This is a genomic window from Pseudomonas sp. SW-3 (assembly GCF_016615645.1).
In the GTDB taxonomy this organism is placed as follows: domain Bacteria; phylum Pseudomonadota; class Gammaproteobacteria; order Pseudomonadales; family Pseudomonadaceae; genus Aquipseudomonas; species Aquipseudomonas mandelii.
In genome coordinates, this window is the sequence record NZ_CP067098.1 from 183,674 (window position 1) to 208,225 (window position 24,552).

General features: G+C 56.1%; 24 protein-coding genes. 17 read left to right on the plus strand and 7 right to left on the minus strand.

Annotated features, from left to right (window positions below):
• Nucleotides 1-102 precede the first annotated feature (102 nt).
• Both JIO00_RS00785 and JIO00_RS00790 read right to left on the minus strand, forming a co-directional pair.
• The gene (locus JIO00_RS00785; RefSeq protein ID WP_010464903.1) at nt 103-861 is read right to left on the minus strand and encodes a slipin family protein; all 759 of its coding nucleotides are present in this window, start codon (nt 859-861) and stop codon (nt 103-105) included.
• A 2-nt stretch (nt 862-863) separates the two neighbouring features.
• The gene (locus JIO00_RS00790) at nt 864-1,397 is read right to left on the minus strand and encodes an NfeD family protein (RefSeq protein ID WP_010464902.1); all 534 of its coding nucleotides are present in this window, start codon (nt 1,395-1,397) and stop codon (nt 864-866) included.
• A 199-nt stretch (nt 1,398-1,596) separates the two neighbouring features.
• Here JIO00_RS00790 and JIO00_RS00795 point away from each other — a divergent pair, with 199 nt between their 5' ends.
• The 10 genes from JIO00_RS00795 (at nt 1,597) to JIO00_RS00840 (ending at nt 10,409) form a co-directional block, all read left to right on the plus strand.
• A complete protein-coding gene (locus tag JIO00_RS00795) occupies nt 1,597-2,058 on the plus strand; it encodes an aminoacyl-tRNA deacylase (protein ID WP_010464901.1) in 462 nt (153 codons plus the stop codon).
• Nucleotides 2,059-2,197: 139 nt separating this feature from the next.
• Nucleotides 2,198-2,443 carry a DUF2789 domain-containing protein gene (locus JIO00_RS00800; protein WP_010464900.1) on the plus strand — a complete coding sequence of 82 codons (246 nt, stop codon included), beginning with the start codon at nt 2,198-2,200 and terminating at the stop codon, nt 2,441-2,443.
• Between the two features lie 96 nt (nt 2,444-2,539).
• On the plus strand, nt 2,540-2,734 hold the full coding sequence (locus JIO00_RS00805; RefSeq protein ID WP_010464899.1) for a prevent-host-death family protein: 195 nt from the start codon (nt 2,540-2,542) through the stop codon (nt 2,732-2,734).
• A gap of 135 nt (nt 2,735-2,869) precedes the next feature.
• Nucleotides 2,870-3,298 carry a MarR family winged helix-turn-helix transcriptional regulator gene (locus JIO00_RS00810; RefSeq protein WP_200667409.1) on the plus strand — a complete coding sequence of 143 codons (429 nt, stop codon included), beginning with the start codon at nt 2,870-2,872 and terminating at the stop codon, nt 3,296-3,298.
• A complete protein-coding gene (locus JIO00_RS00815; protein ID WP_010464895.1) occupies nt 3,295-5,367 on the plus strand; it encodes an FUSC family protein in 2,073 nt (690 codons plus the stop codon). Before JIO00_RS00810 ends, JIO00_RS00815 begins: the two co-directional genes overlap by 4 nt.
• Complete coding sequence (locus tag JIO00_RS00820) at nt 5,364-5,573, plus strand: DUF1656 domain-containing protein (RefSeq protein WP_010464893.1); 210 nt, start codon at nt 5,364-5,366, stop codon at nt 5,571-5,573. The genes JIO00_RS00815 and JIO00_RS00820 overlap by 4 nt, the downstream gene beginning before the upstream one ends.
• Nucleotides 5,570-6,457 carry an efflux RND transporter periplasmic adaptor subunit gene (locus tag JIO00_RS00825; RefSeq protein WP_010464891.1) on the plus strand — a complete coding sequence of 296 codons (888 nt, stop codon included), beginning with the start codon at nt 5,570-5,572 and terminating at the stop codon, nt 6,455-6,457. The genes JIO00_RS00820 and JIO00_RS00825 overlap by 4 nt, the downstream gene beginning before the upstream one ends.
• Nucleotides 6,454-7,902, plus strand: a complete 1,449-nt coding sequence (locus JIO00_RS00830; protein ID WP_200667411.1) for an efflux transporter outer membrane subunit — start codon at nt 6,454-6,456, stop codon at nt 7,900-7,902. Before JIO00_RS00825 ends, JIO00_RS00830 begins: the two co-directional genes overlap by 4 nt.
• An 81-nt stretch (nt 7,903-7,983) precedes the next feature.
• Nucleotides 7,984-8,619, plus strand: a complete 636-nt coding sequence (locus JIO00_RS00835) for a hypothetical protein (protein WP_010464887.1) — start codon at nt 7,984-7,986, stop codon at nt 8,617-8,619.
• Nucleotides 8,620-8,903: 284 nt separating this feature from the next.
• Entirely contained in the window at nt 8,904-10,409 is a 1,506-nt protein-coding gene (locus JIO00_RS00840; RefSeq protein ID WP_083375309.1) for a YdgA family protein, read from the plus strand.
• A 74-nt stretch (nt 10,410-10,483) separates the two neighbouring features.
• Here the strand turns inward: JIO00_RS00840 and JIO00_RS00845 are convergent, their stop codons facing one another.
• Nucleotides 10,484-12,013: an apoptosis inducing factor family protein gene (locus JIO00_RS00845; RefSeq protein WP_200667413.1), complete on the minus strand. Its 1,530-nt coding sequence runs from the start codon at nt 12,011-12,013 to the stop codon at nt 10,484-10,486.
• 139 nt (nt 12,014-12,152) lie between these two features.
• On the opposite strand from JIO00_RS00845, the gene JIO00_RS00850 reads away from it, so the two are divergent.
• The 7 genes from JIO00_RS00850 to JIO00_RS00880 all read left to right on the plus strand — a co-directional run bounded on the left by JIO00_RS00850 (nt 12,153) and on the right by JIO00_RS00880 (nt 17,016).
• Nucleotides 12,153-12,713, plus strand: coding sequence for a YbhB/YbcL family Raf kinase inhibitor-like protein (locus JIO00_RS00850; protein WP_010464881.1), 561 nt, complete (start codon nt 12,153-12,155; stop codon nt 12,711-12,713).
• 89 nt (nt 12,714-12,802) lie between these two features.
• Nucleotides 12,803-14,506, plus strand: a complete 1,704-nt coding sequence (locus JIO00_RS00855) for a vWA domain-containing protein (RefSeq protein ID WP_200667415.1) — start codon at nt 12,803-12,805, stop codon at nt 14,504-14,506.
• Nucleotide 14,507: 1 nt separating this feature from the next.
• A complete protein-coding gene (locus JIO00_RS00860) occupies nt 14,508-15,074 on the plus strand; it encodes an RNA polymerase sigma factor (protein WP_010464876.1) in 567 nt (188 codons plus the stop codon).
• On the plus strand, nt 15,071-15,709 hold the full coding sequence (locus JIO00_RS00865; RefSeq protein ID WP_200667417.1) for a hypothetical protein: 639 nt from the start codon (nt 15,071-15,073) through the stop codon (nt 15,707-15,709). Before JIO00_RS00860 ends, JIO00_RS00865 begins: the two co-directional genes overlap by 4 nt.
• A gap of 20 nt (nt 15,710-15,729) precedes the next feature.
• Nucleotides 15,730-15,996, plus strand: a complete 267-nt coding sequence (locus JIO00_RS00870) for a hypothetical protein (RefSeq protein ID WP_154502514.1) — start codon at nt 15,730-15,732, stop codon at nt 15,994-15,996.
• Entirely contained in the window at nt 15,993-16,235 is a 243-nt protein-coding gene (locus tag JIO00_RS00875; protein ID WP_077747473.1) for a hypothetical protein, read from the plus strand. Before JIO00_RS00870 ends, JIO00_RS00875 begins: the two co-directional genes overlap by 4 nt.
• A 424-nt stretch (nt 16,236-16,659) precedes the next feature.
• Nucleotides 16,660-17,016, plus strand: a complete 357-nt coding sequence (locus tag JIO00_RS00880; RefSeq protein ID WP_200667419.1) for a hypothetical protein — start codon at nt 16,660-16,662, stop codon at nt 17,014-17,016.
• Nucleotides 17,017-17,477: 461 nt separating this feature from the next.
• Here the strand turns inward: JIO00_RS00880 and JIO00_RS00885 are convergent, their stop codons facing one another.
• The 4 genes from JIO00_RS00885 to JIO00_RS00900 are packed head-to-tail and all read right to left on the minus strand — an operon-like array spanning nt 17,478 to nt 24,438.
• Entirely contained in the window at nt 17,478-19,094 is a 1,617-nt protein-coding gene (locus JIO00_RS00885) for a type I restriction-modification system subunit M (RefSeq protein WP_200667421.1), read from the minus strand.
• A gap of 22 nt (nt 19,095-19,116) precedes the next feature.
• Nucleotides 19,117-20,250: an AAA family ATPase gene (locus tag JIO00_RS00890; RefSeq protein ID WP_200667423.1), complete on the minus strand. Its 1,134-nt coding sequence runs from the start codon at nt 20,248-20,250 to the stop codon at nt 19,117-19,119.
• Nucleotides 20,247-21,452, minus strand: coding sequence for a restriction endonuclease subunit S (locus tag JIO00_RS00895; protein WP_200667425.1), 1,206 nt, complete (start codon nt 21,450-21,452; stop codon nt 20,247-20,249). The genes JIO00_RS00890 and JIO00_RS00895 overlap by 4 nt, the downstream gene beginning before the upstream one ends.
• Nucleotides 21,445-24,438: a type I restriction endonuclease subunit R gene (locus JIO00_RS00900; protein ID WP_200667427.1), complete on the minus strand. Its 2,994-nt coding sequence runs from the start codon at nt 24,436-24,438 to the stop codon at nt 21,445-21,447. Before JIO00_RS00900 ends, JIO00_RS00895 begins: the two co-directional genes overlap by 8 nt.
• Nucleotides 24,439-24,552 lie beyond the last annotated feature (114 nt).

Sequence of the window (24,552 nt, forward strand, 5' to 3'; positions counted from 1 at the left end):
CAGACTAGACCTGGGTTCAGGCCGGAACAAGTTCACCAACACCACTACAACTTGAAGGAAATCTCCGACGGAGTTACCAGACGTTGGTGTTTTCGCGGAAGGTCAGGATTTGGACGACAAATCCGCCATCCCCTTGAGCAATTCGATCGGCAGCGGGAAGACAATCGTCGCTGTCTTGTCACCGGCAATCGAGCTCAGCGTCTGCATGTAGCGCAACTGCATGGCCCCCGGCTGACGCCCCAACATCTCGGCGGCTTGCATGAGTTTTTCCGAGGCCTGCAATTCGCCTTCGGCGTGAATCACCTTGGCCCGGCGTTCCCGCTCGGCTTCGGCCTGTTTGGCGATGGCGCGGACCATCGATTCGTTGAGGTCCACATGCTTGATCTCGACGTTCGCCACCTTGATACCCCAGGCATCGGTCTGGGCGTCGAGCACTTGCTGGATGTCGATGTTCAGCCGCTCCCGTTCGGCCAGCAGTTCATCGAGCTCATGTTTACCCAGCACTGCCCGCAACGTGGTTTGGGCCAGTTGGCTGGTGGCCATGAGGAAGTCTTCGACCTGGATGATGGCTTTCTGCGGGTCGAGCACGCGGAAATACAGCACGGCGTTGACCTTGACCGAGACGTTGTCGCGGGTGATCACGTCTTGTGTCGGCACGTCGAGCACCACGGTGCGCAGGTCGACGCGAACCATTTGCTGGACCACCGGAATCAGCAGGATCAGGCCTGGCCCCTTGACTTGCCAGAAGCGCCCGAGCTGGAACACCACCCCGCGCTCGTATTCGCGCAGGATGCGGAAGGTCGACCCCGCCAGCGCGATCAGCAGTAACAGCAGCGCGGCAAAACCCAGTTGCAGGCCCATGGCTATTCTCCCTTCGACGCCGCGTCAGCCGCGGCCACTTTCAGCAGTAATCCCTTGCGTGCCACCACCCGGACCTTTTGCCCCGGTTGCAGCGGCGTGCTGCTGAGCACTTGCCACTGTTCGCCTTGCAGGTGCACCCAGCCGTTACAGGCGTTGTCGGCGTTCAACGAAATCACCGGCGTTACGCTGCCCACAAGTCCGGCATCGCCACTGACGTTGTGCCGCGGTCGGGTTTTCAGGGCGCGGATCAGCAGGAAGATCAACAAAAGCGCACTGATCAGTCCCAGGCCGATCATCAACGGCACCGGCACCTCGGTGTTGGTCAGAATCACCGCGCCGATGACGAACATCACAATGCCACCGAGCCCGATCACGCCGTAATTGGGCAGCGCCGCCTCGGCGATCAAAAAGGCGATGCCGAGCGTGATCAGCCAGATCCCCATGGGGTTGGGGGCCAGCAAGACAATGGTGTCCGACGCGAAGACCGATCCGCTCAAGGCCAACAGCAGCGCAACTGCACAGCAACGAATGTTCACGCGACCCTCCGGGAGAGTCATTGATGGTTCTTTATACAGTCTAGCTGAGCTGTGGGTTGTACGAATTTTGACCAGTTGTTGACCTTGGCCCGGCGGGCGGATTTCACTCCGGAATGCGCCAGCGGGCCTAGACTTTCAGTACGAAGAAAAGTGTCAACCATCGTCCGCCAAACAGTGTTTGCGGACACCGAGGTGCATCATGCGTATGGCAAGAACCCTGCAGAGCAGCCTGGACAAGGCGCACTGCGAATATGACATCGTGTCCCACCCGCACTCGGCCAGCAGCCTTGAAACCGCGCGACTCGCGGGCATTCCTGCCGAACGGGTGGCCAAGTCAGTTATCCTCGACGACCAACATGGGCATTTCCTGATGGCTGTGCTGCCCGCCAGCCGTCATCTGGACCTGAGCAAAGTTCGCAGCAGCGGCGAATGGCAGATCTCCCGGGAAAGCAACCTGCCGCACCTGTTCGATGATTGCGAACGCGGCGCTGTGCCCGCCCTGGGCGAAGCCTATGGCTTGGACGTGGTCATCGACCCGCTACTGACCCGGCAGAAAGACATCTATCTGGAAGCCGGCAACCACACCAATCTGTTGCGCATGGAAATGCCGCAGTTTCTGAAAATGGTGCCGCACGCCGAGGTGCGTGAATTGAGCCAATGAGTTTTGTGGAGTCAGTGACATCGCCTTCGCGGGCAAGCCTCGCTCCTACAGGATCACGCTGTCACCTGTAGGAGCGAGGCTTGCCCGCGAATGACTGCGCAGCAGTCACCCCATCATTTGCCATAAAAAGGAGCCCGACATGGAATCCCCAACCCACAACCTCCCCTCGCTGTTCAAGCAACTCGGCCTGCCGGACGACGCCGAAAGCATCGATAAATTCATCGCCACTCACTCACCGCTCAAGCCCGAATTGCATCTGGCCGATGCGTTTTTCTGGAACGAGAGCCAGGCTCAGTTATTGCGGGAGGAGATTCTGGATGATGCCGATTGGGCGGAGGTGGTGGATCAGCTGGATGTGCTGATGAGGAAGGGGCGGGGGGTGTAACCATCTGAGCGCAAGACCTTGTCACAGCTTTTCTGAAAGGTGTTACCTGAGCTGAAGTAGCTTTCATGGCGTTGAGTCCAACCATGAGACCGAGTCATGCAGCGTGTTTTGGCAGAAAGAGTCATCAGCATCTCTGAACTCGCGAAAAACGCAGGAACTATAGTGCGTGAGGCGCAAGACAGGCCTGTGGCGGTGATTGAAAAAAATCAGATCAAGGCCTCTCTGGTTTCGGCAGAGCTTTTCGAAACGATGCTGGTGCGTCTGGGCGATTTCAACCAGGGGTCCGGTTGAATGTCGTAAAACGGTCCGTCCGGCTACAGAATTGTTTCAAAACTTGACCAACTTTCCCCTCCAATGCCATATTGATAGTTAGCAAACTAACAGTGTGCATTTCCCCTCGTGCCGAAAAACCTCGACGCTCTCCAGATGAACATCAGCAGCTCCATGGTGGTGGCCGCGCGGCATTGGCGGAAGATCTGCCAGACCACGCTGGTCAACTATGGGATTTCCGAAGCCTGCGCCGTCCCGTTGTTGATGATCGGGCGCCTGGGCGAGGGTGTGCGACAGGTGACGGTGGCGCAGGCGGCTGGGATGGAGAGTCCGTCGCTGGTGCGTCTGCTCGATCAGCTGTGTCACGCCGGTTACGTCTGTCGCACTGAAGACGTCCATGACCGCCGCGCCAAATGCCTGAGCCTCACCGAAACCGGTCGGGAGTTGGTGCAGGCTGTCGAAATCGAGCTGGTGCGTTTGCGCAATGAGGTGCTCGAAGGGATCGACCGCAGTGATCTGGAAGCGACGTTGCGGGTGCTGCTAGCCTTTGAAGCGGCCAACCCGCCATCGGTGGCCAACCCTTGAGCGGATTTTTCACCGGCGTTCCTCCGGCGCGGGACTGGTTCTACGGAGTGCGCACGTTCGCGGCGTCGATGATTGCGCTGTACATCGCCATGCTCATGCAAATGCCGCGTCCGTATTGGGCGATGGCCACGGTGTATATCGTTTCCAGCCCTTTTGTCGGCCCCACCAGTTCCAAGGCGTTGTACCGGGCGGTCGGCACCTTGCTCGGTGCGGCGGCCGCGGTTTTTTTCGTGCCGATGTTTGTCCAGAGCCCGTATGTGCTGGTGGTCGTGATCGCGCTGTGGACGGGGACGTTGCTGTTCCTGTCTTTGCATCTGCGCACGGCCAACAGTTATGCGCTGATGCTTGCCGGTTACACCCTGCCGCTGATCGCTCTGCCGGTTGTGGATAACCCGTTGGCGGTGTGGGATGTCGCGGAAGCGCGAACCGAAGAAATCTTTCTCGGCATCGCGGTGGCGGCCGTGGTCGGTGCCATGTTCTGGCCCCGGCGGCTGGCGCCGGTGTTCAACGATTCGGTGAACAAATGGTTCGCCGATGCCTCGACTTACAGCCTGCGTTTCCTCAGCCGCGACGTGCAACCTGATGAAGTCAGCGCCTTGCGCTCGGCGATGGTGGCGACGTTCAACAGCCTGGAATTGATGATCGGCCAGCTGCCCCACGAAGGCGCGCGGCCGCAGACGGTGCGTAATACCAAGGAACTGCGCGGCCGCATGATTCACCTGCTGCCCGTGATCGATGCCCTCGACGACGCGCTCTATGCCCTCGAACGCAGAACGCCCGAGCTTGTGGATAAGTTCGCGCCGCTGCTGACGGCGACCACCGAATGGCTGAATCACAAGGATGCCGACCTCGGCCGCTGGCAGGCGCTGAAAGATCAACTTGAGGCCTTGCAACCGTCCGCCGAAGCGCTGAATGGCCGCAAGCAACTGCTGTTTTCCAACGCCCTGTATCGCCTCGGCGAGTGGATCGACTTGTGGCAAGACTGCCGCAGCCTGCAATACGCCATTCAATGCGAAAGCCAGGACAGCTGGCGCGCGGTGTATCGGCACTGGCGCCTGGGCCGCCTGTCGCCGTTTCTCGACCGGGGGCTGATGCTTTATTCGGCGGCGTCCACGGTGACCGCGATTATTGTCGCCTCGGTGCTATGGATCCTGCTCGGCTGGACCGATGGCGGCGCTGCGGTGATTCTGGCGGCGGTGGCGTGCAGCTTCTTCGCCTCGATGGACGACCCGGCGCCGCAGATTTTCCGGTTCTTTTTCTGGACCGCGATGTCGGTGTTGTTCGCCAGTCTTTATCTGTTCCTGATCCTGCCCAACCTGCATGATTTTCCGATGCTGGTGCTGGCGTTTTCTGTGCCGTTCATTTGCATCGGCACCCTGACGGTCAAGCCGCAGTTTTACCTGGGCATGCTGCTGACGCTGGTCAACACCTCGTCGTTCATCAGCATTCAGGGCGCTTACGACGCGGATTTCCTCAGCTTCGCCAACTCCAACCTCGCCGGCCCCGTCGGCTTGCTGTTTGCCTTTGTCTGGACGCTGATCGCCCGGCCATTCGGTGCGGAACTGGCGGCCAAGCGCCTGACCCGTTTCAGCTGGCGCGACATCGTCAGCCTGACCGAGCCGGCCACGCTGGCCGAACACCGGCACTTGGGCGTGCAGATGCTCGATCGCCTGATGCAGCATCTGCCGCGCCTGGCCATGACCGGGCAAGACACCGGCATCGCGCTGCGGGAAGTGCGCGTAGCGCTGAACCTGCTCGACTTGCTGGCTTACACGCCGCGAGTGCTCGGCGCCCCGCAAGTGCTGCTGCATCAAGTAGTGGCCGAGGTTGGCGAGTATTTCAAGGCGTGCCTGAAGGCGGGCGAGCGATTGCCGGCACCGAGCCCGCTGCTGATGACCCTCGACCGCACCCGCCGCGCCCTCAACACCGAGTGCGATGACGGCGCGCGTCTGCACCTGTTGCATGCCCTGAGCGGCCTGCGCCTGTCGCTGCTGCCAGGGGTGGAATTCGTCGCCTTGGGCGAACTCGAAGAACCGCTTCCCCATGGCATCGATGGAGCGCCTTTATGATCGGTGATCTGGATATCAGCGGGGTCTTCCTGCCCACGTTGCTGGTGCTGATGGGCATTACGTATCTGTTGTTCCTGTTGGTGCACGGGCTGCTGACACGCCTGCACTTTTACCGTCTGGTCTGGCACCGGGCATTGTTTAACGTGGCTCTCTACGCCTTGCTGCTTGGTGCCGTGGACTCACTCAGTCGATACCTGATGACATGAAAAAACCTTTTTTGACCCTCGGTCGCGTGGTCCTGACCTTGCTGATCGTGACCTTCGCCGTCGTCGTGGTCTGGCGCATGGTGATGTATTACATGTTCGCGCCCTGGACCCGGGACGGGCACATCCGCGCCGACATCGTGCAGATCGCGCCGGACGTTTCCGGGCTGATCCAGCAAGTGCAGGTGCGTGACAACCAATTGGTGAAACGCGGCCAAGTGCTGTTCAGCATCGACCAGGACCGATTCAAACTGGCTTTGCGTCAGGCGAAAGCGGCGGTCGCCGACCGTCAGGAAACCCTGGCCCAGGCGCAACGTGAAGCCAAGCGTAACCGCGGCCTGGGCAATCTGGTGCCGGGCGAGCAACTGGAAGAAAGCCAGTCGCGGGTCGCTCGCGCCGAAGTTGCGCTGATGGAAGCTCAGGTGGCGGTGGACAGCGCCCAGCTCAACCTGGACCGCTCGACCATTCGCAGCCCGGTGGATGGTTATGTCAACGACCGTGCGCCGCGTGCGCAGGAATTCGTCACCGCCGGGCGTCCGGTGTTGTCGGTGGTGGACAGTAATTCGTTCCACATCGACGGTTATTTCGAAGAAACCAAACTCGACGGCATTCACGTCGGCCAGTCGGTCGACATCCGCGTGGTCGGCGACCGCGCGCGTTTGCGTGGCCACGTGGAAAGCATCGTCGCCGGCATCGAGGACCGCGACCGCAGCAGCGGCAGCAACCTGCTGCCCAACGTCAATCCGGCCTTCAGCTGGGTGCGCCTGGCCCAGCGGATTCCGGTGCGGATTGCCTTCGACGACGTACCGGCGGATTTCCGCATGATCGCCGGGCGCACCGCCACGGTATCGATCATGGAAGACCAGCCGCAGGAGCCCGCGAAATGAGCAGGGCCTCGGGTTTGGCTGTCGTCGGATTAGGCGTGTTGCTGTCGGCCTGTCAGGTGGTCGGGCCGGATTATCACCTGCCGGACGACGCGGCCATCCACCGTGAAGACTTGCAGGGTGAATTGGCGGTGAACGGTAAAAATGTCGTTTCGGCCTCGGTGCCCGCCGATTGGTGGCGCCTGTATCAGGATCCGCGCCTGGACCAATTGGTGCAGCAGGCCATGGTCACCAATACCGATTTGCGCGTGGCGGCGGCGAGCCTTTCCCGGGCCCGTGCTCAGGTTGACGAAGCGCAGGCGGCGGGCGGCTGGAGCGGCGGCGTGAAAATGGGCGCCCAGCGTTTGCAGGAGTCCGGCGAAGCCTTCTTGCTGGCGGATAAAGTGCCCGTGGCCAATGTTGGCGACATCGGTATTACTACCTCGTATCAGTTCGACCTGTTTGGCACCTTGCAGCGCGGCATCGAAGCGGCCAAGGCCAATGCCGACGCGACCCAGGCTGCCGCCGATACCGCACGCATCACCTTGGTGGCCGATGTGGTTCGGGCCTACACCCAAGTGTGTGCGGCCAATGAAGAGCAGGAAATCGCCCAGCATTCCCTCGACCTGCAAGCCCAAGGCACGACCCTGATCCAGCGTCTGCGCGACGCCGGGCGCGGCGATGAAACCCAGGTCACGCGCTCGCAAACCCAATTCAAATCCTTGCGCGCCGACATGCCGCGCTATGAAGCGGCGCGCCAGGCGGGTTTGTTCCGTTTGTCGATGCTGTTGGCCAAACCGGTCGATCAGTTGCCGGCCGGGACCGCCACCTGCAACGAACTGCCGAAAATCACTCAATTATTGCCGGTCGGTGACGGCGCCGCTTTGCTCAAGCGCCGGCCCGATGTGCGCCAGGCCGAGCGCCGTCTGGCCGCCGCGACCGCTGGCATCGGCATCGCCACCGGCGAGTTGTACCCGGACATCAGCATCGGCGCGACCGTCGGCACCGTCGGCATCCTGGAAAACCTCGGCAAACCGGCAACCAACCGCTGGGGCTTTGGTCCGTTGCTGACCTGGACTGTGCCGTCCAATGGTTCCCGGGCGCGAATCCGTGAGGCAGAAGCGGCGACCCAAGGCACGCTTGCGCATTTCGACGGCGTGGTGCTCAACGCCATCCGCGAAACCCAGACCAGCCTGGCGCAATACTCCGCGCTGCTGCAACGCCGCGATGCGTTGGCCGATGCCGAACAATCGGCACAACTGGCCGCCGACCAGACCCACCGCTTCTTCCAGGCCGGCCGCGCATCGTTCCTGGCGGACCTGCAAGCCACCCGCACCTACACCGATGTACGGGCGCAATTGGCCTCCGCGAACACGCAAGTTGCCATGAGCCAGATCGATCTGTTCCTCGCGTTGGGCGGTGGCTGGGAAAGCGGACGAACGCAAGCGTCACAACCCGGCAAACCCTGAGGCCGTTGCTATGCTTTGATTTGATGACGTCGCGCGTCGATTTCATCGATCAAGGCTCGCGTTGGTCATGGGGATCTAATAATGAAAAACCCTTATGCTCCCGGCTTCTGGTGCGCTATTGCGGCATTGGTTCTGCTGTCGGCCACCTATTTCTACGGCATCATGCTGGCCCACCAGATCGACAAGGCTCTGGTGTTCCTCGACAGCGCAGCCGCGCTGATTGCCGTGATGGCAATCGTCGTAGTGGCCTGGGCCTCAGTCCAGGGCCAGCGCATCAAGAAAAGACAACTCGAACAAGGCAAGACCCGGGTGCTGATCTGGGACACCAAGGTGGCTTTGCGTCGGGTCGAAACGGTGTTTGACCGCTATTTCTGGGGCAGTTACTGGCAACCGGGGCGCACGTTCCAGGAAGTCATGGGCGAACTCACCGGCACGCCACTGGAAAAAAGCCTCGATACGTTGAAGAAACAATGCCTCGAACTGGACAAGCAAGTCTCCGAAGACGGCAGGCACTGGCTGAACAACGCCCGCGAACTCTCCGATGTCGCCGCCGCCATGGCCCGCGAACGCTATCAGCTGGACTTCTGCGATCCCCGTGCGGACGTGACGGGCGGGGCGGTAATCAATCGCGATTTTGAAGTGCTGGTGTATACGTGGACGGCGCGGCTCAAAAGCTTTGATCACCAGCTGGATGAGATGGAAGTTCAGTATTCTTGAATTGATGTTGTCGGTATTGACGCCTTCGCGGGCAAGCCTCGCTCCTACAAGGATCATGCGATACCTGTAGGAGCGAGGCTTGCCCGCGAACGCGATTTCATGACCGCCGAAACTCTCGGCCCGTGCACGCGGTCCATAGACACTCTTTAACCTTTAAACATTGGGCCACCCGGTGCGCCTGATGCTAATCTCCCTCGCACTTTCAGCGCAGTCGTGACCGCAACCCGTCAAGGGTTCAGGGAAGACGACCACATTTTCAACAACGGACATTGATCGGGTAATTCATGAATAAATCAGCAGGCGTGCTTCTTGGAATCGTCGTTGCCATCGGTGCAATCAGCGCCGGTGGTGCCTGGTACACCGGCACCAAAATCGAAGGCGTGCTGAATACCTCGATCGCTGACGCCAACAAAGAGCTGAAAGCCGCGCTGGTGGGTTCCAACGGCACGGCATCGCTGGAACTGGTCTCGCTGGAGCGCCACGTGTTCAGCAGCACCGCGCACTATCGCCTCAAGGGCGAAGGTGAAATGTTTGGCGAAGCGCCGGTCGAGTTGCTGTTCGTCGACCACATCGAACACGGACCGCTGCCGTTCTCGCGTCTGATGTCGCTGAAATGGCTGCCGGTCATGGCCACCAGTCACTACGAACTGGAAAGAACGCCAACCACCGAGAAATGGTTCGCCGCTGCCAAGGACCAGTCGCCGCTCAAGGGCCTGGTGAATATCGGGTACGACAATTCCACCAACGGCACGCTCGAATTGCTGCCGCTGGACGTGGCGCTGGACGCCACCTCCCACCTGAAGTTTTCCGGTCTGAACCTCGACGTCGCCGCCAGCGCCCAAGCCCAAAAGGTCAAGGCTGACGGCTACATGGACAGCCTGACGCTGACCACGGTGGCTGAAGACCAGACACCCGTGAAGGTCGAGCTGAACGGCCTGACCGTGGCCAGCAACCTGACCAAAAGCACCTACGGTTATTACGTCGGCGACAACACCCTGGAGGTGACCGACAGCAAAACCACCTTCGGCGCCAAACAGTCGGTACTGGGCTTCAAGAAATTTGAAATGAAAAACCACACCGAAGAGTCGGGCACCAGCGCTTCGGGGCGCGCCGATTACAAGGTGGGCGAGGTGTCGTTGAATGGCAAAACGTTCGGTTCTGCGCAGATGGCCATGAGCCTGAAAAACCTCGACATCCCGGCGACCATGTCGCTGATGCAGATCTACCAGACCAAATTGCAGCCCTACGAGAAGGCCGCCGCCGAAGCCGCTGCCGCCGGTGAACCGGCGCCAGAACTGGTGTTGACCCCGGAAGAAGAAGCACAGGTCAAAATCGGTCTGGAAAAACTGCTCGCGGCTGGCCCGCAGGTAGCCCTGGAGAATCTGTCGTTCAAATCCACCAACGGTGAAAGCCGCGCCAACCTGGTGCTCGACCTGACCAAACCGCAGTCCATGGACCTGCCGCCAGACCAGTTGACCCAACAACTGATTGCGCTGCTGGATTTCAATCTGAAAGTGTCCAAGCCAATGCTCGTTGACCTGTTCACTGTGCAATCGCAGATTGACGGTCAGACCGACGCCAAGCTCATCGCCGATCAGGCAACGGCGACTGCTGACATGTTCAGCAGCATGGCGGTCGGTACGCAACTGGCCAAGCTGGAGGGCAACGATGTCGTCACCAAATTGCATTACGCCAACAACCAGGTGGAATTCAATGGCCAGAAAATGACCGTTGAACAATTTGTCGGCTTCGTGATGAGCAAACTCGGCGGCGTTGCACCGATTCAGTAATACCGCTCGCTTCATGGCAACGCCCGGTCTCTGCGAACGCAGGCACCGGGCGTTTTGCTGTCCGCTGTTTAAACCTAATCCACATCCCGAATCAACAGCCACGCCTCATCCACCGGCAGCGGTTGCTTCATCCGTTCAGCGAGCATCGCCATCGCCCGCTCTTTGTCGCAGGCAACAGCCGCCACCACCACGCCGTTCTTGCTGAACAGGCCGATAAAGGGTGGATGGTCAGGGTTGCCTTTGAACTCGACTTCGTCCCAGCTTTCGGCGTGGCCGAGGTAGTCGTAATTTTTGCCGAAGTGCCAGGTCCAGAAATACGGCACGTCGAGGTAGTGCTCGTCGCCGCCCAGCATGTTCGCCGCCGCGATCCGCGCCTGTTGCTGGGCCAGGCGCCAGTGTTCGATGCGCTGGGGCTGGCCGTTGAGCGGGAAGGTCGCGATATCACCCGCCGCCCAGAGCCCGTCGGCCACGCGCATGCCGCCGTCGGCCTGCAGTGAACGGTCTTTTTCCTTGGGCAGGTCGGCAAACGGATCCGTCGCCGGGCTGACGCCTATGCCGACGAGCACCAGATCGGCAGGCAAACGTTGACCGTTTTCCAGTTTCACCGCTTCGACCTTGCCCGCGCCTTCGATTTGCGCGGCTTCGCTGTCGGTATGAAACACCACGCCGTTGGCCACGTGCCGGGCACGAATCGCTTTGCCGACCGCTTCGCCAAACTGCTTGACGAACGGCACTGCGTGGCGCGCCAGCACGGTGACCTCCAGACCGTATTGGCGCAGGGCCGACGCGGACTCCAGGGCAATAAAGCTATCGCCGATGATCACCACCCGTTGGCCGGGTTTTGCAGCGTTCAGAATCCGCGTCGCCTGATCCTTGGAGCGCAGCAGGAAGACTTGCGGCAAGTCGGCGCCTGGCAACGTGAGGGGGTTGGGTGTGCCGCCGGTCGCGAGCAGCGCGGCGTCATAGGTCAGTGACTGACCGTCGGCCAGTCGCAGTGTTTTGTTGGCCGTATCCAGGCTCGCCACTTCACCGTTTATTCGCTCGATGCGCTGCTCGCGGTAAAAGTGTTCATCCCGTAGCGGCGGGACTTCTTCGGGCGGCATTTCCCCGGCAATCACGAATTTGCTCAGCACTGTGCGGTCGTAACCGGCGTCGGCTTCACGGTCGATCAGCACGACACGGCCGCCAAAGCCTTTTTCGCGCAATGCCGCTGCTCCCGCCGTGCCGGCGGCCCCGGCTCCGATGATCACAAACGTACGCTCATCATCGGCTGGCGGGGTGTGGGGATCCGAGAGCGGCTGATCGTCGACCCAGACCTCGTCATCACGCATCTCCAGGGGATAGCGCTTGAGGCTGTCCAGAGACGGCGGATCACACAGCCCGCCATCCTCGATCCGATACGCGGCTTTGTGCCACGGACAGATCAGACGCCCATGGCACAGCGCACCCTCGGCCAGCGGCGCCCCGGCGTGGGGGCATTCACCTTGATAGGCGCGCAATTGATCGCCGACCCGTAGCAAAACTATCTTGGTGTCCGCGATCCGTACTTCCAGGCCTCGGTTTTCGGGCACATCGGCAAAACGGGCGACGCGGTGCAGGGCCATGATCATTCTCCAGGCGGGCGTTTCACTTAAGAGTTTGGCCTTAGTCCCGAGGTTCAGCCAATTCCCACTGCCACCGCACCAACGGTACGGCTATAGTTCGCAGGCCGACGAAGGCCCCATCCGCACAAGGTGCTCCGGAATGACCCGATTGACCTCTCTGAACCCTTGGCTGGCAGCCGTTGCAGTCGCCCTTTGCGTGCAATTTCCGGCGCAGGCCCAAGAGCGTTTCACCGTCAGCATTCCCGGTGTTTCGGATAACCGCCTGTTCACCTCGGCGGCGGCCAGCGACGCCAGCGGCTGCGGCGGCAAGAATCAGTCCCCGGCCCTGAGCTGGAACGCCGGCCCCCAGGGCACCTTGAGCTACGCCATCGTCATGCACGACCCGGACGGCCAGAAAGGCCTTGGGGTCGATCACTGGATTCACTACGGCATCAAAGCCACGACCCGTCAGATCCCGGCCGGAGTGGGCGCCAAATCCGCGCTAGAAGGTATGGGCGGCAGCAACAGCAAAGGCACCACCGGCTACATCGGTCCTTGCCCTCCCGTCGGCGACAGCTCCCACCACTACATTATCCAGCTCTACGCCCTGGACCTCGCTCCGGACGCCTTGCCCGCCGGCCTGACGCGTGCGCAGCTGCTTGAGAAAATCAAAGGCCATGTGCTGAAAAACAGCAGTGTGGTGCGGCGTTATCACCGCTGAGATTAATTTTTCAGCCGGGTTAACCCGAACCTGGACGGGGGCTCGTCTCAGAGGATGAATGGATCAATTTCCTCCTGAGGTCAGCCCCCATGTCCCTCCCTCTGCATTTCCTCCGCCCGGCCGCCCAGGGTTTCACCGTCGGGTTGCTGTTGGCCGTTGCCGGTTGCGGCGCTTCCTCTAAACCTGAGTCCGCCGCTGTGTCGCCACCGGCTCAAGGTGCACTGAAGACTGAGGCGCTGGTGCGCAGCGAGTCTGTTGCCGCGGATGCCTCGATGGCCAAACGCAGCGCCCGTCCAGCCCCCATGGCGAGCTTTGCGCCTGAGGTGGCTGCGCCGGGTTATCGGGATGAGCAGCGCGAGCAATATCAGGCATTGGCGGATAACCCGATTCACAGTGTGGCCGAGGCGCCGGTCTCGACCTTCAGCGCCGATGTCGATACCGGCGCTTACGCCAATGTCCGCCGCTTGCTGAATCAGGGGCGCCTGCCGCCCGAAGGCGCAGTGCGGCTGGAAGAACTGGTCAATTACTTTCCCTACGACTACGCGCTGCCCACGGACGGCTCGCCTTTTGGCGTGACCACTGAACTGGCGCCATCGCCATGGAGTCCGCATACCCGTTTGCTGCGCATTGGTATCAAAGCCTCGGACCGCGCAGTCGCGGAACTGGCCCCGGCCAACCTGGTGTTTTTGGTGGACGTCTCCGGCTCGATGGACCGTCGCGAAGGTTTGCCACTGGTCAAAAGCACCCTGAAATTGCTGGTCGATCAACTGCGCGAGCAGGACCGGGTGTCTTTGGTGGTCTACGCCGGCGATTCGCGTGTGGTTCTAGAGCCGACTTCTGGACGGGAAAAAGCGAAGATTCGTACAGCGATTGATCAATTGACCGCCGGTGGCTCGACGGCGGGTGCCTCGGGCATCGAATTGGCCTACCAGATGGCGCAACAAGCCTTCATTCCCAAAGGCATTAACCGCATCCTGCTGGCCACGGACGGTGACTTCAACGTCGGCATCAGCGACTTCGACAGCCTCAAGCAAATGGCTGTGGATAAACGCAAGACTGGCGTTTCCCTGACCACCTTGGGTTTTGGTGTGGATAACTACAATGAACACCTGATGGAACAACTGGCCGACGCCGGTGATGGCAACTACGCCTACATCGACAACCTGCGCGAGGCGCGCAAAGTGCTGGTGGATCAACTCGGTTCAACCCTCGCGGTGGTGGCGAAAAACGTGAAGCTGCAAGTGGAGTTCAACCCGGCGCAGGTCAGCGAATATCGGCTGCTGGGGTATGAGAACCGGGCGCTGAAGCGTGAGGATTTCAGCAATGACAAAGTCGATGCCGGTGAAATCGGTGCAGGACACACGGTGACGGCGTTGTACGAAATCGTGCCCAAGGGCGAGAAGGGCTGGCTGGAGCCGTTGCGGTATGGCAAGGCTGAGCCGGTGGCTTCCGGTACAACTGGGGAGTTGGCGATGCTGCGTGTGCGATATCAGCTGCCGGGAGGTGGGAAAAGTCGCTTGATCGAACGGCCGATTGCGGGTGATTCGGTCGGCAACGCCAGTGATGACCTGCGCTTCGCGTCGGCTGTGGCGGCGTTTTCCCAGCAGCTCAAGGACGGGCGTTACACCGGTGATTTCAGCCTGAAAGACACCGAAGCCTTGGCGCGCGGTGCACGGGGCGACGACCCATTCGGTCTGCGCGCCGAGTTCGTGCAATTGGTTGAGTTGGCGCAGAGCCTGCGAACCACTACCACCGCCTCCAACACTGAGTCGCATAAAGGAGCTTATAACTGACATGTCCGCGCCTGAACCGAGCGACGAATCGCTACTGGCCCGGTACCGCGCAGGCGACGGGCCAGCGTTCGAGATCTTGTACGCCCGTCATCGCCAAGGCCTCTACCGATTCCTCTTCGGTTTGAGCGGCAGGCCTGAACTGGCCGAAGAGGTTTACCAGGACACCTGGCTGAGCCTGATCCGCAGCACCAGTCAGCCACAAGGCCGGGCGAATTTTCGTACATGGCTCTATCAGATTGCCCGCAACCGATTGATCGATCACTGGCGCAAACATGGCATTCACAACCCTTTGCACGACAGCTACGACGAACAAACCCACGCCGTGATTGATGAGGCGACCGATCCCGAACAACTGCTGAGCCTGAGCCGCGACAGCCAACGCCTCGAAACCGCGTTGCACGACCTGCCCGCCGACCAGCGCGAAGTGTTCCTGCTGCGCGCCCACGGCGATCTCGACCTGCCGCAGATCGCCGCCCTCACCGAAACACCCCTGGAAACCGTCAAGAGTCGCTTGCGCTATGCCCAGCAAAAACTGCGTCGGCTGCTGGCCGAGGAGGTACTGACATGACTGACGCCCGTAAAACACCGGAAGACCAAGTGCTTCAGCATTACCGTGAACACGTGGCTGACGAACCACCGGCTCATCTGGATGCATTCATCCTGGCTGCTGCACACCGTGAAACACCTGCGCACAAACCGAACTTGTGGCAACGCTGGGTCCAGGCTTGCCAAAAACCTCGATGGCAGGTCGCATTCGCCAGCCTCGTTGGCGTCGCCTTCATGTTGGCGCTGGTGCAGCGTACGCCTGAGCAAGTGCCAACTTTGGATTCCAGCCCTGCACCCAAAACCTCGTCTTTTGCGGCCAAGAAAGAAGCTGCAGAAGCGCCGGCATCGGTTGCCCGCTCAATGGCGGCCCCGGCCGGCGCGATGTCCGCGCCTGCGCCCGCACCCGTAGCGCCAATGGCCGAGTTGGCTGCGCCCGCGCAGAGCGAATCGATCAGCGCTGACATGGTGGAAGAAGCAAAAGTGAGCAAACGCCCAGGGGAGGCGCCGGCGAAGTTTATCGACGACCAGTTACGTGAAGTGATTCGCTTGCAAAATGCCGGTCAAACCAAAGCAGCTGATGAGCTGATGGCGACCTTGCACAATCGCTTTCCCAAGGAAAATCTCGCGGCTCGGCTCAAGGAATTGCAGAGAAACTGAGCAGCAGGGCGGTCGTCCATTTGGCAACGAGCCCCGAAAGCGCGCACTATCGGCCTATAGCCGATGCGTTGGAGGATGCCGTGGCAAAAAAAATCGACCGCATCGCCCAAATGCTCAACTGCCCGGAAAAGGGAGAGGTATTGCGGCGCGCTGTGACGGAGAGTCGTAAGGAGTTTCTGCTGGCGAAGCAGGCAGAGGAAGCGCTGGAGGAAGACGTTCTTGACGATGAAGAGGTTGAGGACGAAGAGGATGATGAGTATGACGAGTTTGATTGGACGACGGAATGAAAGACCACATTATGCTCGTTTGTGAATCTGACACCTTGGTTGCTCAGCGCTCGTCCTACACGGAATCACAGCAGATGGCAGTTCGGTTACAAGCTAAGGCTATTGAAGCTAGCTGTAATGATCCGCGTCCAAATATCGCCGCCGAAACAGTGTTTGCGGAGCTTTATGTGCTCATTGATGACATTGAGGCTAAGCAAAGCAGGACGGGACACCGCCCACAAAAAAGCCCCAGTCCTTAAGGCCTGAGGCTTTCTCGTTTCTACTAGTATGGTGCACCAGGCGGGATTCGAACCCACGACCCCTGCCTTCGGAGTCCTAAAAGTCGACGTTTAGAATCAATACGTTAGCTCGGATTAGCTGGGAAATCAATCGGTTGCGTTGGTTGGGGTTAGCTGGATTTCGCTCCTGTTAGCGGGGCGAGTGTGGCAATTTTGTGGCATTTGTTCATTAGTTTTCTCCCCTCACCTTAATCGACTGGCTCCATCCAGATTAGCTGATAGGGTAGGGCAACTGTCGGTTGAAACAGACGGGGGCGATCAACCCGAACCGACAATAGACACACTGCCTAAGATTTTTGTAACCTTCGTATAGGTCTAGCCGCTTTCCTCCTTAGCAGTGGAGCTGTACGGCCAATTCAGCATCCAGAAAATTCAAGGAAAGAGAATGAGCAGTATCGCACCACAAGAGTTGATAATTTCTGGTGTTGTTTTTCATGGCAATACACCTTTTGCTTCGATAGGTGACGTACGCCTCCACCCTGGCGCGAATAAAACCGGCTATATTGATGGTTACATTTTTGATGGCCAGAAGTGGCGCAGCTTGGATTTAGTATCGTTCGGTGCTGCTTCCAGAAACTTCGGAGGGACTGGGGAAATTGGCTCTGTTATGCGAAAAATAGACTCCATAGTCTCTGGTCGAAAAGGTACGCCGGTACATTACGAACTCGCGCCTTCCGGAAAAAAGAGTCGGTATGTGTTCCGCGGCACTTTTCCCTCAAAGTTTCAGGCGTCGTGGTACTGAGAGTGAGTGCAATAGAGATCAATCTATAATGCTCTGACTGCCATTCACTTTTTCCCTGGGCATCCAAAAGCAGCACTTCTGGACAATCGTTTCAATTGTTCAATCCAGCGCGCCAGGCACTCTCCGAAAAATAATTCGTCGGGTGTGTCTAGCCGGGGTTCGCCGATTACCCCAGACTCACAATATCGCCTAAGATTAGCTCTAACTGTCATTTAGTTACGTCGTTTAGCGACAGTCCGCTTTGTCCGGGCTGCATGAAAAAAACCGTAATTAATATGTTAATCGTAGCGGGAATCCAGCTGGTCGCGCTACGCCTCACTCGCGGAAAACAGCCAGTTTTTCGTATAGCTAGAGCGTCCTCTTCTTGTCTCGCGGGCTGAAGTGTGGTGCAAGATATCGTGGGAGCTGGAGCAAAAATATTTCCAGCTCTCCTAGAAGGCTTTGAAAACTGTTCGTTTCCACTAGATAGGCGGCAGCCCCAACTCTTTGAGAAAGCTATTATGAGCCTCAGCCGCTTTTGCGGCACGTTTTTCAATTTCCTTCAGTTCAGCGTTCACAACCTGTAGATCAATTTTTTCCTCCGCTGTAGCGGCGCTGACGTAACGGGAAATATTTAGGTTGAAATCATTTTTTCCGATCTCCTCCATCGACACCCGCCGAGAGTAGCGTGCTTCCTCATTACGATATTGGTAGGTGGTCACTATCTTATCGATATGTTCCGGCAACAGACGGTTTTGGCGTTTACCCTTTTCGAAATTGCCTTCAGAGTTAGCGTTAATGAATAGGACGTCATCGGATTTTTTGCATCTCTTCAAAACAAGTATGCAGACGGGGATGCCGGTGGAGAAAAACAGATTGGCGGGCAGACCGATCACGGTGTCGATATGACCGTCTTTGAGTAGCTTAGTGCGGATACGCTCTTCTGCACCGCCACGGAAAAGTACACCGTGGGGCAGGATGATCGCCATCACACCGCTGTCGCTGAGGAAGTGAAAACCGTGCAATAGAAAGGCGAAATCGGCTGCGGACTTCGGCGCAAGGCCATAATTTTTGAAACGAAAATTTTCGCCCAATGCTTCGGTGGGTTCCCAGCGGTAGCTGAAAGGTGGATTAGCCACCACGGCGTCGAACTGCATCTTTTTCGCTGGGTTCATCTCATTAAGGATTTCCCAGTCGTTGAGCAGTGAATCACCGTGGTGTATCTCGAACTCGGTATCCTTGACGCCATGAAGTAGCATGTTCATGCGCGCTAGGTTATAGGTGGTGATATTTTTTTCTTGCCCATAAATCTTTCCAATAGTTCCACCTTCTTCACGAAGCTGCTTCCTTACATTGAGCAGCAGCGAACCTGAACCACAGGCGAAGTCCAACACCCTACTCAGCTTTTTCTTTTTGCCGTTAGCTGGTTCTTGGCTGTCCAGCGTGACGATTTCGGAAAGAATGGTGGAAATCTGTTGAGGGGTATAAAACTCGCCCGCCTTCTTTCCAGAACCTGCGGCGAATTCGCCGATCAGGTATTCATAAGCATCGCCCAAGATATCGGTGTCGGTGCTGAATTTCGAGATGCCTTCAGCGATCTTCTGAATGATGGTACAAAGCTTGGCGTTCCGGTCTGCCGGTTTTTTGCCAAGCTTCTCGGAATGCAAGTTGATTTCGGAAAACAGCCCCTGAAACGTACTCTCGAATGATTTCTCCTCGATGTACTTGAACCCCTTCCACAGGGTATCCAGCAAGTCATGATGATGCGTACGTGCCATCTCGGCAACGCTGCTCCAAAGGTATTGCGGTTCAATCACATAGTGCACCTTGAGGCGCATCTGTTTTTCAAAGTCTTCGATATCTGCGGCATTTTCTTCGTACCAAATTGCCAGTGGTGAGCGCCTATCTCCTCCTTGGGGTGTGGGATAGTCTTTGCCTAACTCCCTTTTCGCTGCCATTTCGTAGTTGTCCGAGAGGTAGCGTAAAAACAGGAACGACAGCATATAGTCGCGGAAGTCATCCGCATTCATCGCGCCACGTAAATGGTCGGCAATATCCCAAAGGGCTTTACCGAGGTTGTTAAGTTCTTGTTTAGTCATAGTTGAATCAGCTACTCACAATTTAGGGGTGGATTTCTGGCAAGTCAAACGCATAGCGACTCAGAAATCCCTGTAAGATATTTTTAAATAGTTGCTTGTTATCTTCAGTCAACTCTTTTGGGTCGAATAGTGAATAATCGCTGTGGCTTAAGAGATTCAAGGCGCGAGAGAATAAAATTTCATCCTCTATTCCATGAATGCAGCTCGAAAAAGCTTCAAACCCAAAAAAAGAGGATGTTTTTTCTAGAATGCCCCGAAGAACGTTGAAGTGATTAGCATAGAGCCTGCCAGTGTCCGACGCCTTCTTCAACTCGCTGAGCATCGCTACATGATGGAAAAATGGAGTATCGGTAGTTGCTTGTAGGCTATACCCGTTATTATGTGTTCCAAAGATAAAATATGACGTGTGTGCCGTTTTTTTCAGTTCATTACACATCACATTAAAAAACAAACTGTGGTGCGAAGATATAACTGTTTTGACCTTCCCGGCACACCGCCTTAGAAGCTTAGCCAAATCCGATCCAACAGCGATTGCATTATTGTCATCGAGTGATGAGATGGGATCATCAATGTAAAGATATTTTACCCAATTGTAAGCCTCCGCTCCATCTAGCACTAATTCACAGATCGCTAGGTAAATACACCAGATAAATATATTTTCTTCGCCTCGAGATATTTTAATGTTGTTTTGGGTAATTGTTTCTGGTTCGTCAGAGCCAGGCCGAAACTTTGGGTTGACAACCACTTTGCTGAAAGCAATTTTCCAAGTATCGTAATTTATCTTGAAATTAAAAGTGGCATATCTTTCCAGGTATGCGAATATTTTTTCTTCTAACGCAAGCTCCCTAAATCCAGCAAAGAATTTAGAGGCAGAGTTAATGTCTAAAGTCCGTTCAGTATCATTTTCAAGGTCATTATCCCAATTGAAAAGATCTTCAGTGAACGCATTGAAATAAAGTGTGTCCCGACTAATGCCTTTCTTACGCTTGCCTGCGTCCTTAAATTCCATTGATAAGCGAGTTTTGCCAGTGCCGTTATATGCATAAAGTAATACAAAATCGACACCACCGTTAGCAGCGTCTCTCAGGTCATCCCTTAACCGCACTACAGCATTGCGAAGAGTTTTATATTTGTGGATTTTTGGCCTAACACTCATGTATCCGCCTCATCAATGGCCGAGAAAAGCTGCTGCATCAGGCCTTTTTTATGAGTCCTGAGGAATTCGATTTTTTGGGCTTGCTCTATAATAATCTGGTCGATGGAGGTGAGGCAGTCAGCAATTTTTTGCTGTTCCCCACTTTCTATATCCGGATATGAAAATGGTATATTTTTTATTAAAGTCGCACTTAAATTTTCTTGTCCCCCCGGATTACTTATCCTTCTGATCTCATCGTATCGAACAGCAAGGTTCTGGAAGACAAACTCGGTATTCATTCCCTTTTTCAATAAAAGTGCCGCACACGCTTGGTTGGTTGCTGCGTTTATGCCAAGAACTGCTACCTTGCCCCTTGTTTTTCCTTGGCCATACATCGCCATCAATATTGTGTTCTTGGGAAAGATTTTTGCAGGTGAATTACTTAACCCACTTTTAGTGATGTACTCATTCACCTTTTGAATTGTATTGAAATCGATCAGCGTGGTTGAAACCCAGGGAATGTCTCCATTCCAATATTCTGGTATCGCTCTAGATGGTGTTCCCCCAGATGCAATATTGCGACAAATATCTCCGATTGTTGATGTTGTCCACTCTCTTTGATTCCGAAATTCCGGGAAGCGGAGTTTTGGCGCGGTTTCTTCTCCGGAGGGGAGGAGTTGCTGCATTAGGCCTTTTTTATAGGTCTTGAGGGAATCGATTTTTTGGGTTTGAACGATGATCAACTCATCGATTGAGGAAATGCAATCGGCGATTTTTTGTTGTTCGGCCGGCTTCGGAACTGCAACTTTTATTTTCCCGATATTGGATTTTGACAGGCTTGGAACACCACCTGCTTCATTATGGCTTACCCAGTTGATTTGCTGGAAGATTGCATAAATAAATTTTGGCAAGCACTCTTTGAAAGAGTGGGTGTAGAAAAGGGTATCGACAGTCCAAAATTTACCCGCAAGGAAGATTGGATTATCAATTGTGCCTTTTCGACCGATGCAAACACTTTCACCATCATAAAGGTAGTCATTAACTGAAAGCATGTAGCCGCCAGAGCCGTAAACTGGGACGTCACCGCTTGCCAGATGCTTGTAATCTCTTCCATTTCCAATGGTAAACAACTCATTAAAGGTTTTTAGTTCCCACTCCCCGTCATCCCGAAACTTCGGAAAGCGGCGCTCAGGCACCAATCCCTTATTCTCTTGCTTACTCATACGCATTCAATCCCGATATCTCGCGCCCACCCGCAAGCTTTTGCAGATAAGGCACTAGGTCTTCCATCAATGCCAGTTCGGCTTCACGCCTCGCTTTCCAACCCAGCCCTAGTGGGGCAAGTAGGTCAGTGAGCTGTTCGCCGTCGAAGATCATGCGCCCCATAATTGAGTCGACAAAAGCTTGAAGCGTTTCGGTTTGCAGGCCGTGTGTGTTGGCGAGGTTTGCCAAGTCAGCAGCAGCCTTGCGCGTTTTGAATGCCTGATAGCCGTCGTGTATCTCTTTTTCACTCAGCACTTCGCCAGTTTTTAGATTGTTGATGTAGGCGATTATCTCTTCGCGTTCTTCCATCAGGTTCGCGTTTGCGCTAATCAGTTCGATGATCTGGGTGCGGGTCATCTTCTGTTTGCCGGTCTTCTGAGTAGACTTGGCAATCAGCCCCATGATGTAGTCGTAATCGATGAGGCTGGATGCGAACAGCACCAGATCGAACTCCAATTGTTCCACCTCCGGAGAAGTTTCGTCGCCTTTGCCTTGCTTACGTTTGAGTTCTTGCGCGGTATCGAGATACATGGCCTTGAAGCTGCGCAGGCTATCGGTGGGCAGTTTTTCCTCGATGGTCTGTTTACTCTGCTCATCAAGGTCGGTGTATTGCTCTAGTTGGGTCTTGAGCTTTTGCACTTCTTTAAAGTGGTTGATGAATTCCGCTTTAGCAGTGTCGCCCCTGAGGTTGAGTACTTGCGACGGTTCGCAGGGAAGTCCCTTGGCGGCCATAAAGGTTTTCAGCTCGTCCACGGCTGCTTGGTATTGTTCCACTACCTTGGGGGCGGGGTCGACCAGCCAGATTTCCCGCGCTCGGTCTATGGCCGCACCGGAAAAGAGTTTGATGGCGTCGTCTACTTCGCTTTCCTGATAGCGGAAATCGAGGATGTTGCCCCAGGGTTTGCTGTCGTTGAGCACTCGATTGGTGCGTGATAAGGCTTGGATCAGGCCGTGATGTTTAAGATTTTTATCCACGTACAGGGTGTTGAGGTATTTTGAGTCGAAGCCGGTGAGTAGCATGTCCACCACGATGGTGATATCGATCTTGTTTTTACGCGAGTAATCGGCGGTGCTGTATTTCTGATCCTTGATGCGCTGCTGAACATCCTGATAATAGAGGTCGAATTCGTTGATGGTGTGATTGCTGCCGTATTGGCGGTTGTAGTCGTCAATAATGGTTTTTAGCGCGACCTTCTTTTTCTCTGGATCTTGCTTGTTGTCCTCCTTTTCCTGCGCAAGATCTTCCTGTAGCTGCTGTACGTCTTTGTTTCCGTCTGCCGGGGGCGAGAAAACGCAGGTGATGAGGAGCGGCTCGAAGGTTTCATCTTCGGCCTGCTTTTTTGCCTGTATGGCTTTGAATAGCTCGTAGTATTCAATGGCGTTGTTGATGGAGGCCGTGGCAAGTATTGCGTTGAAGCGACGATTGTTGGTGGCGCTGTCGTGTTTCTGCAGTATGGCGTTGATGACGGCTTCGGGCGGCGGTATCTTCCCCTTCTTTGGCTTTTTATCCCCTTCTTTACCGAAGTAGTCGATGTGGAAACTCAGAACGTTTTTGTCATCGATGGCGTGGGTGATAGTGTAGGCGTGCAGCTCTTTTTCGAAGATGTCTTTGGTGGTTTTGAATGAGCCGACAGTGCCATCAAACTGCTGATAGGTGGCGTTTTCGTCAAAGATGGGCGTGCCAGTAAATCCGAACAATTGCGCCTTGGGAAAGAATTCCTTGATTGTCTTATGGTTCTCGCCGAACTGGGAGCGATGGCATTCGTCGAAAATAAAGACGACACGCTTATCGCGCATGGGTTCGAGACGTTCCTTGTAAGTCTGTTTACCAGCCTTTTGCTTTGCCTTGTTGCGCTTGCTGTTTTCGTCCAGTGCGAGGCCCAGCTTCTGGATGGTGGTGACGATCACCTTGTCGGAGTAGTCATCCGACAGCATGCGGCGCACCATGGCTTCGGTGTTGGTATTGTGCTCGACACAGCCTTCCTGGAATCTGTTGAATTCCTCGCGGGTCTGACGGTCGAGGTCTTTACGATCTACAACGAACATGCATTTTTCGATGTCGGGGTTGTCTTTCAGCAGGGTGGAGGCCTTGAACGAGGTAAGGGTTTTACCGCTGCCTGTGGTGTGCCAGATATATCCGTTACCGCGATTCTGGTGGATGCATTCAACGATGGCCTTAACCGCATAGATTTGATACGGGCGCATGATGAGGATTTTTTGCTCGCTTTGCACCAGAACCATATAACGGCTGATCAAGCGGCCGAGGCTGCACTTTTCAAGGAAGTCGTCTGCAAAGTCGTGAAGGTGGGCGATTTTGTTGTTTCTATCGTCGGCATGCTGGTAGATCGGCAAAAAGCGCTCTTCAGCGTTAAAACTGAAGTGCTGGTTGCAGTTGTTGGCAAAGTAGCGGGTGTCGCTTTCGTTGCTGACGATGAACAACTGGATGAAGCAGAGTAGCGAATTGGTGTAGCCGTTACCGGGCTCGTTTTTGTAGTCGACGATTTGCTCCATGGCACGACGCGAGCTGATTTTCTGGGTTTTCAGCTCGATTTGCACCATCGGCAAGCCGTTGATTAGGATGACGACGTCGTAGCGGTGGTGGCTGTTATCGGTATTGATGCGAAGCTGGCTGATAACCTCGAACTCGTTCTTGCACCAGTCCCGGATATTGACCAGCATGTATTCCAGCGGGGTGCCATCCTCACGAGTGAACTTACCCTTCTCACGCAAAGCCTGTGCGGCGGCAAAAACATCCGGGGTTATGATCTCGACGCGCAGACGGTCGAATTCATCGTCTGTGAGATGAACGCGGTTTAAAGCTTCAAACTTCTGCCGAAAGTTATGCTGAAGGGTGGCCTTGTCACGGATGTCGTCGCGGTAGGTATATTTGAGATCGATTAGCTTGGCGATCAAGCTTTGTTCGATCTGATTTTCTTTTAGCGTCATCTTCACCAACTCGGCTCACTCAATATTGATTATTGTGACCCTCCAGCTATCGCAACGGTAGTCATCAGGTCACATTTCGGCGTTATCCTGCTTCGCGTTCGAGGTGCCGGCCGG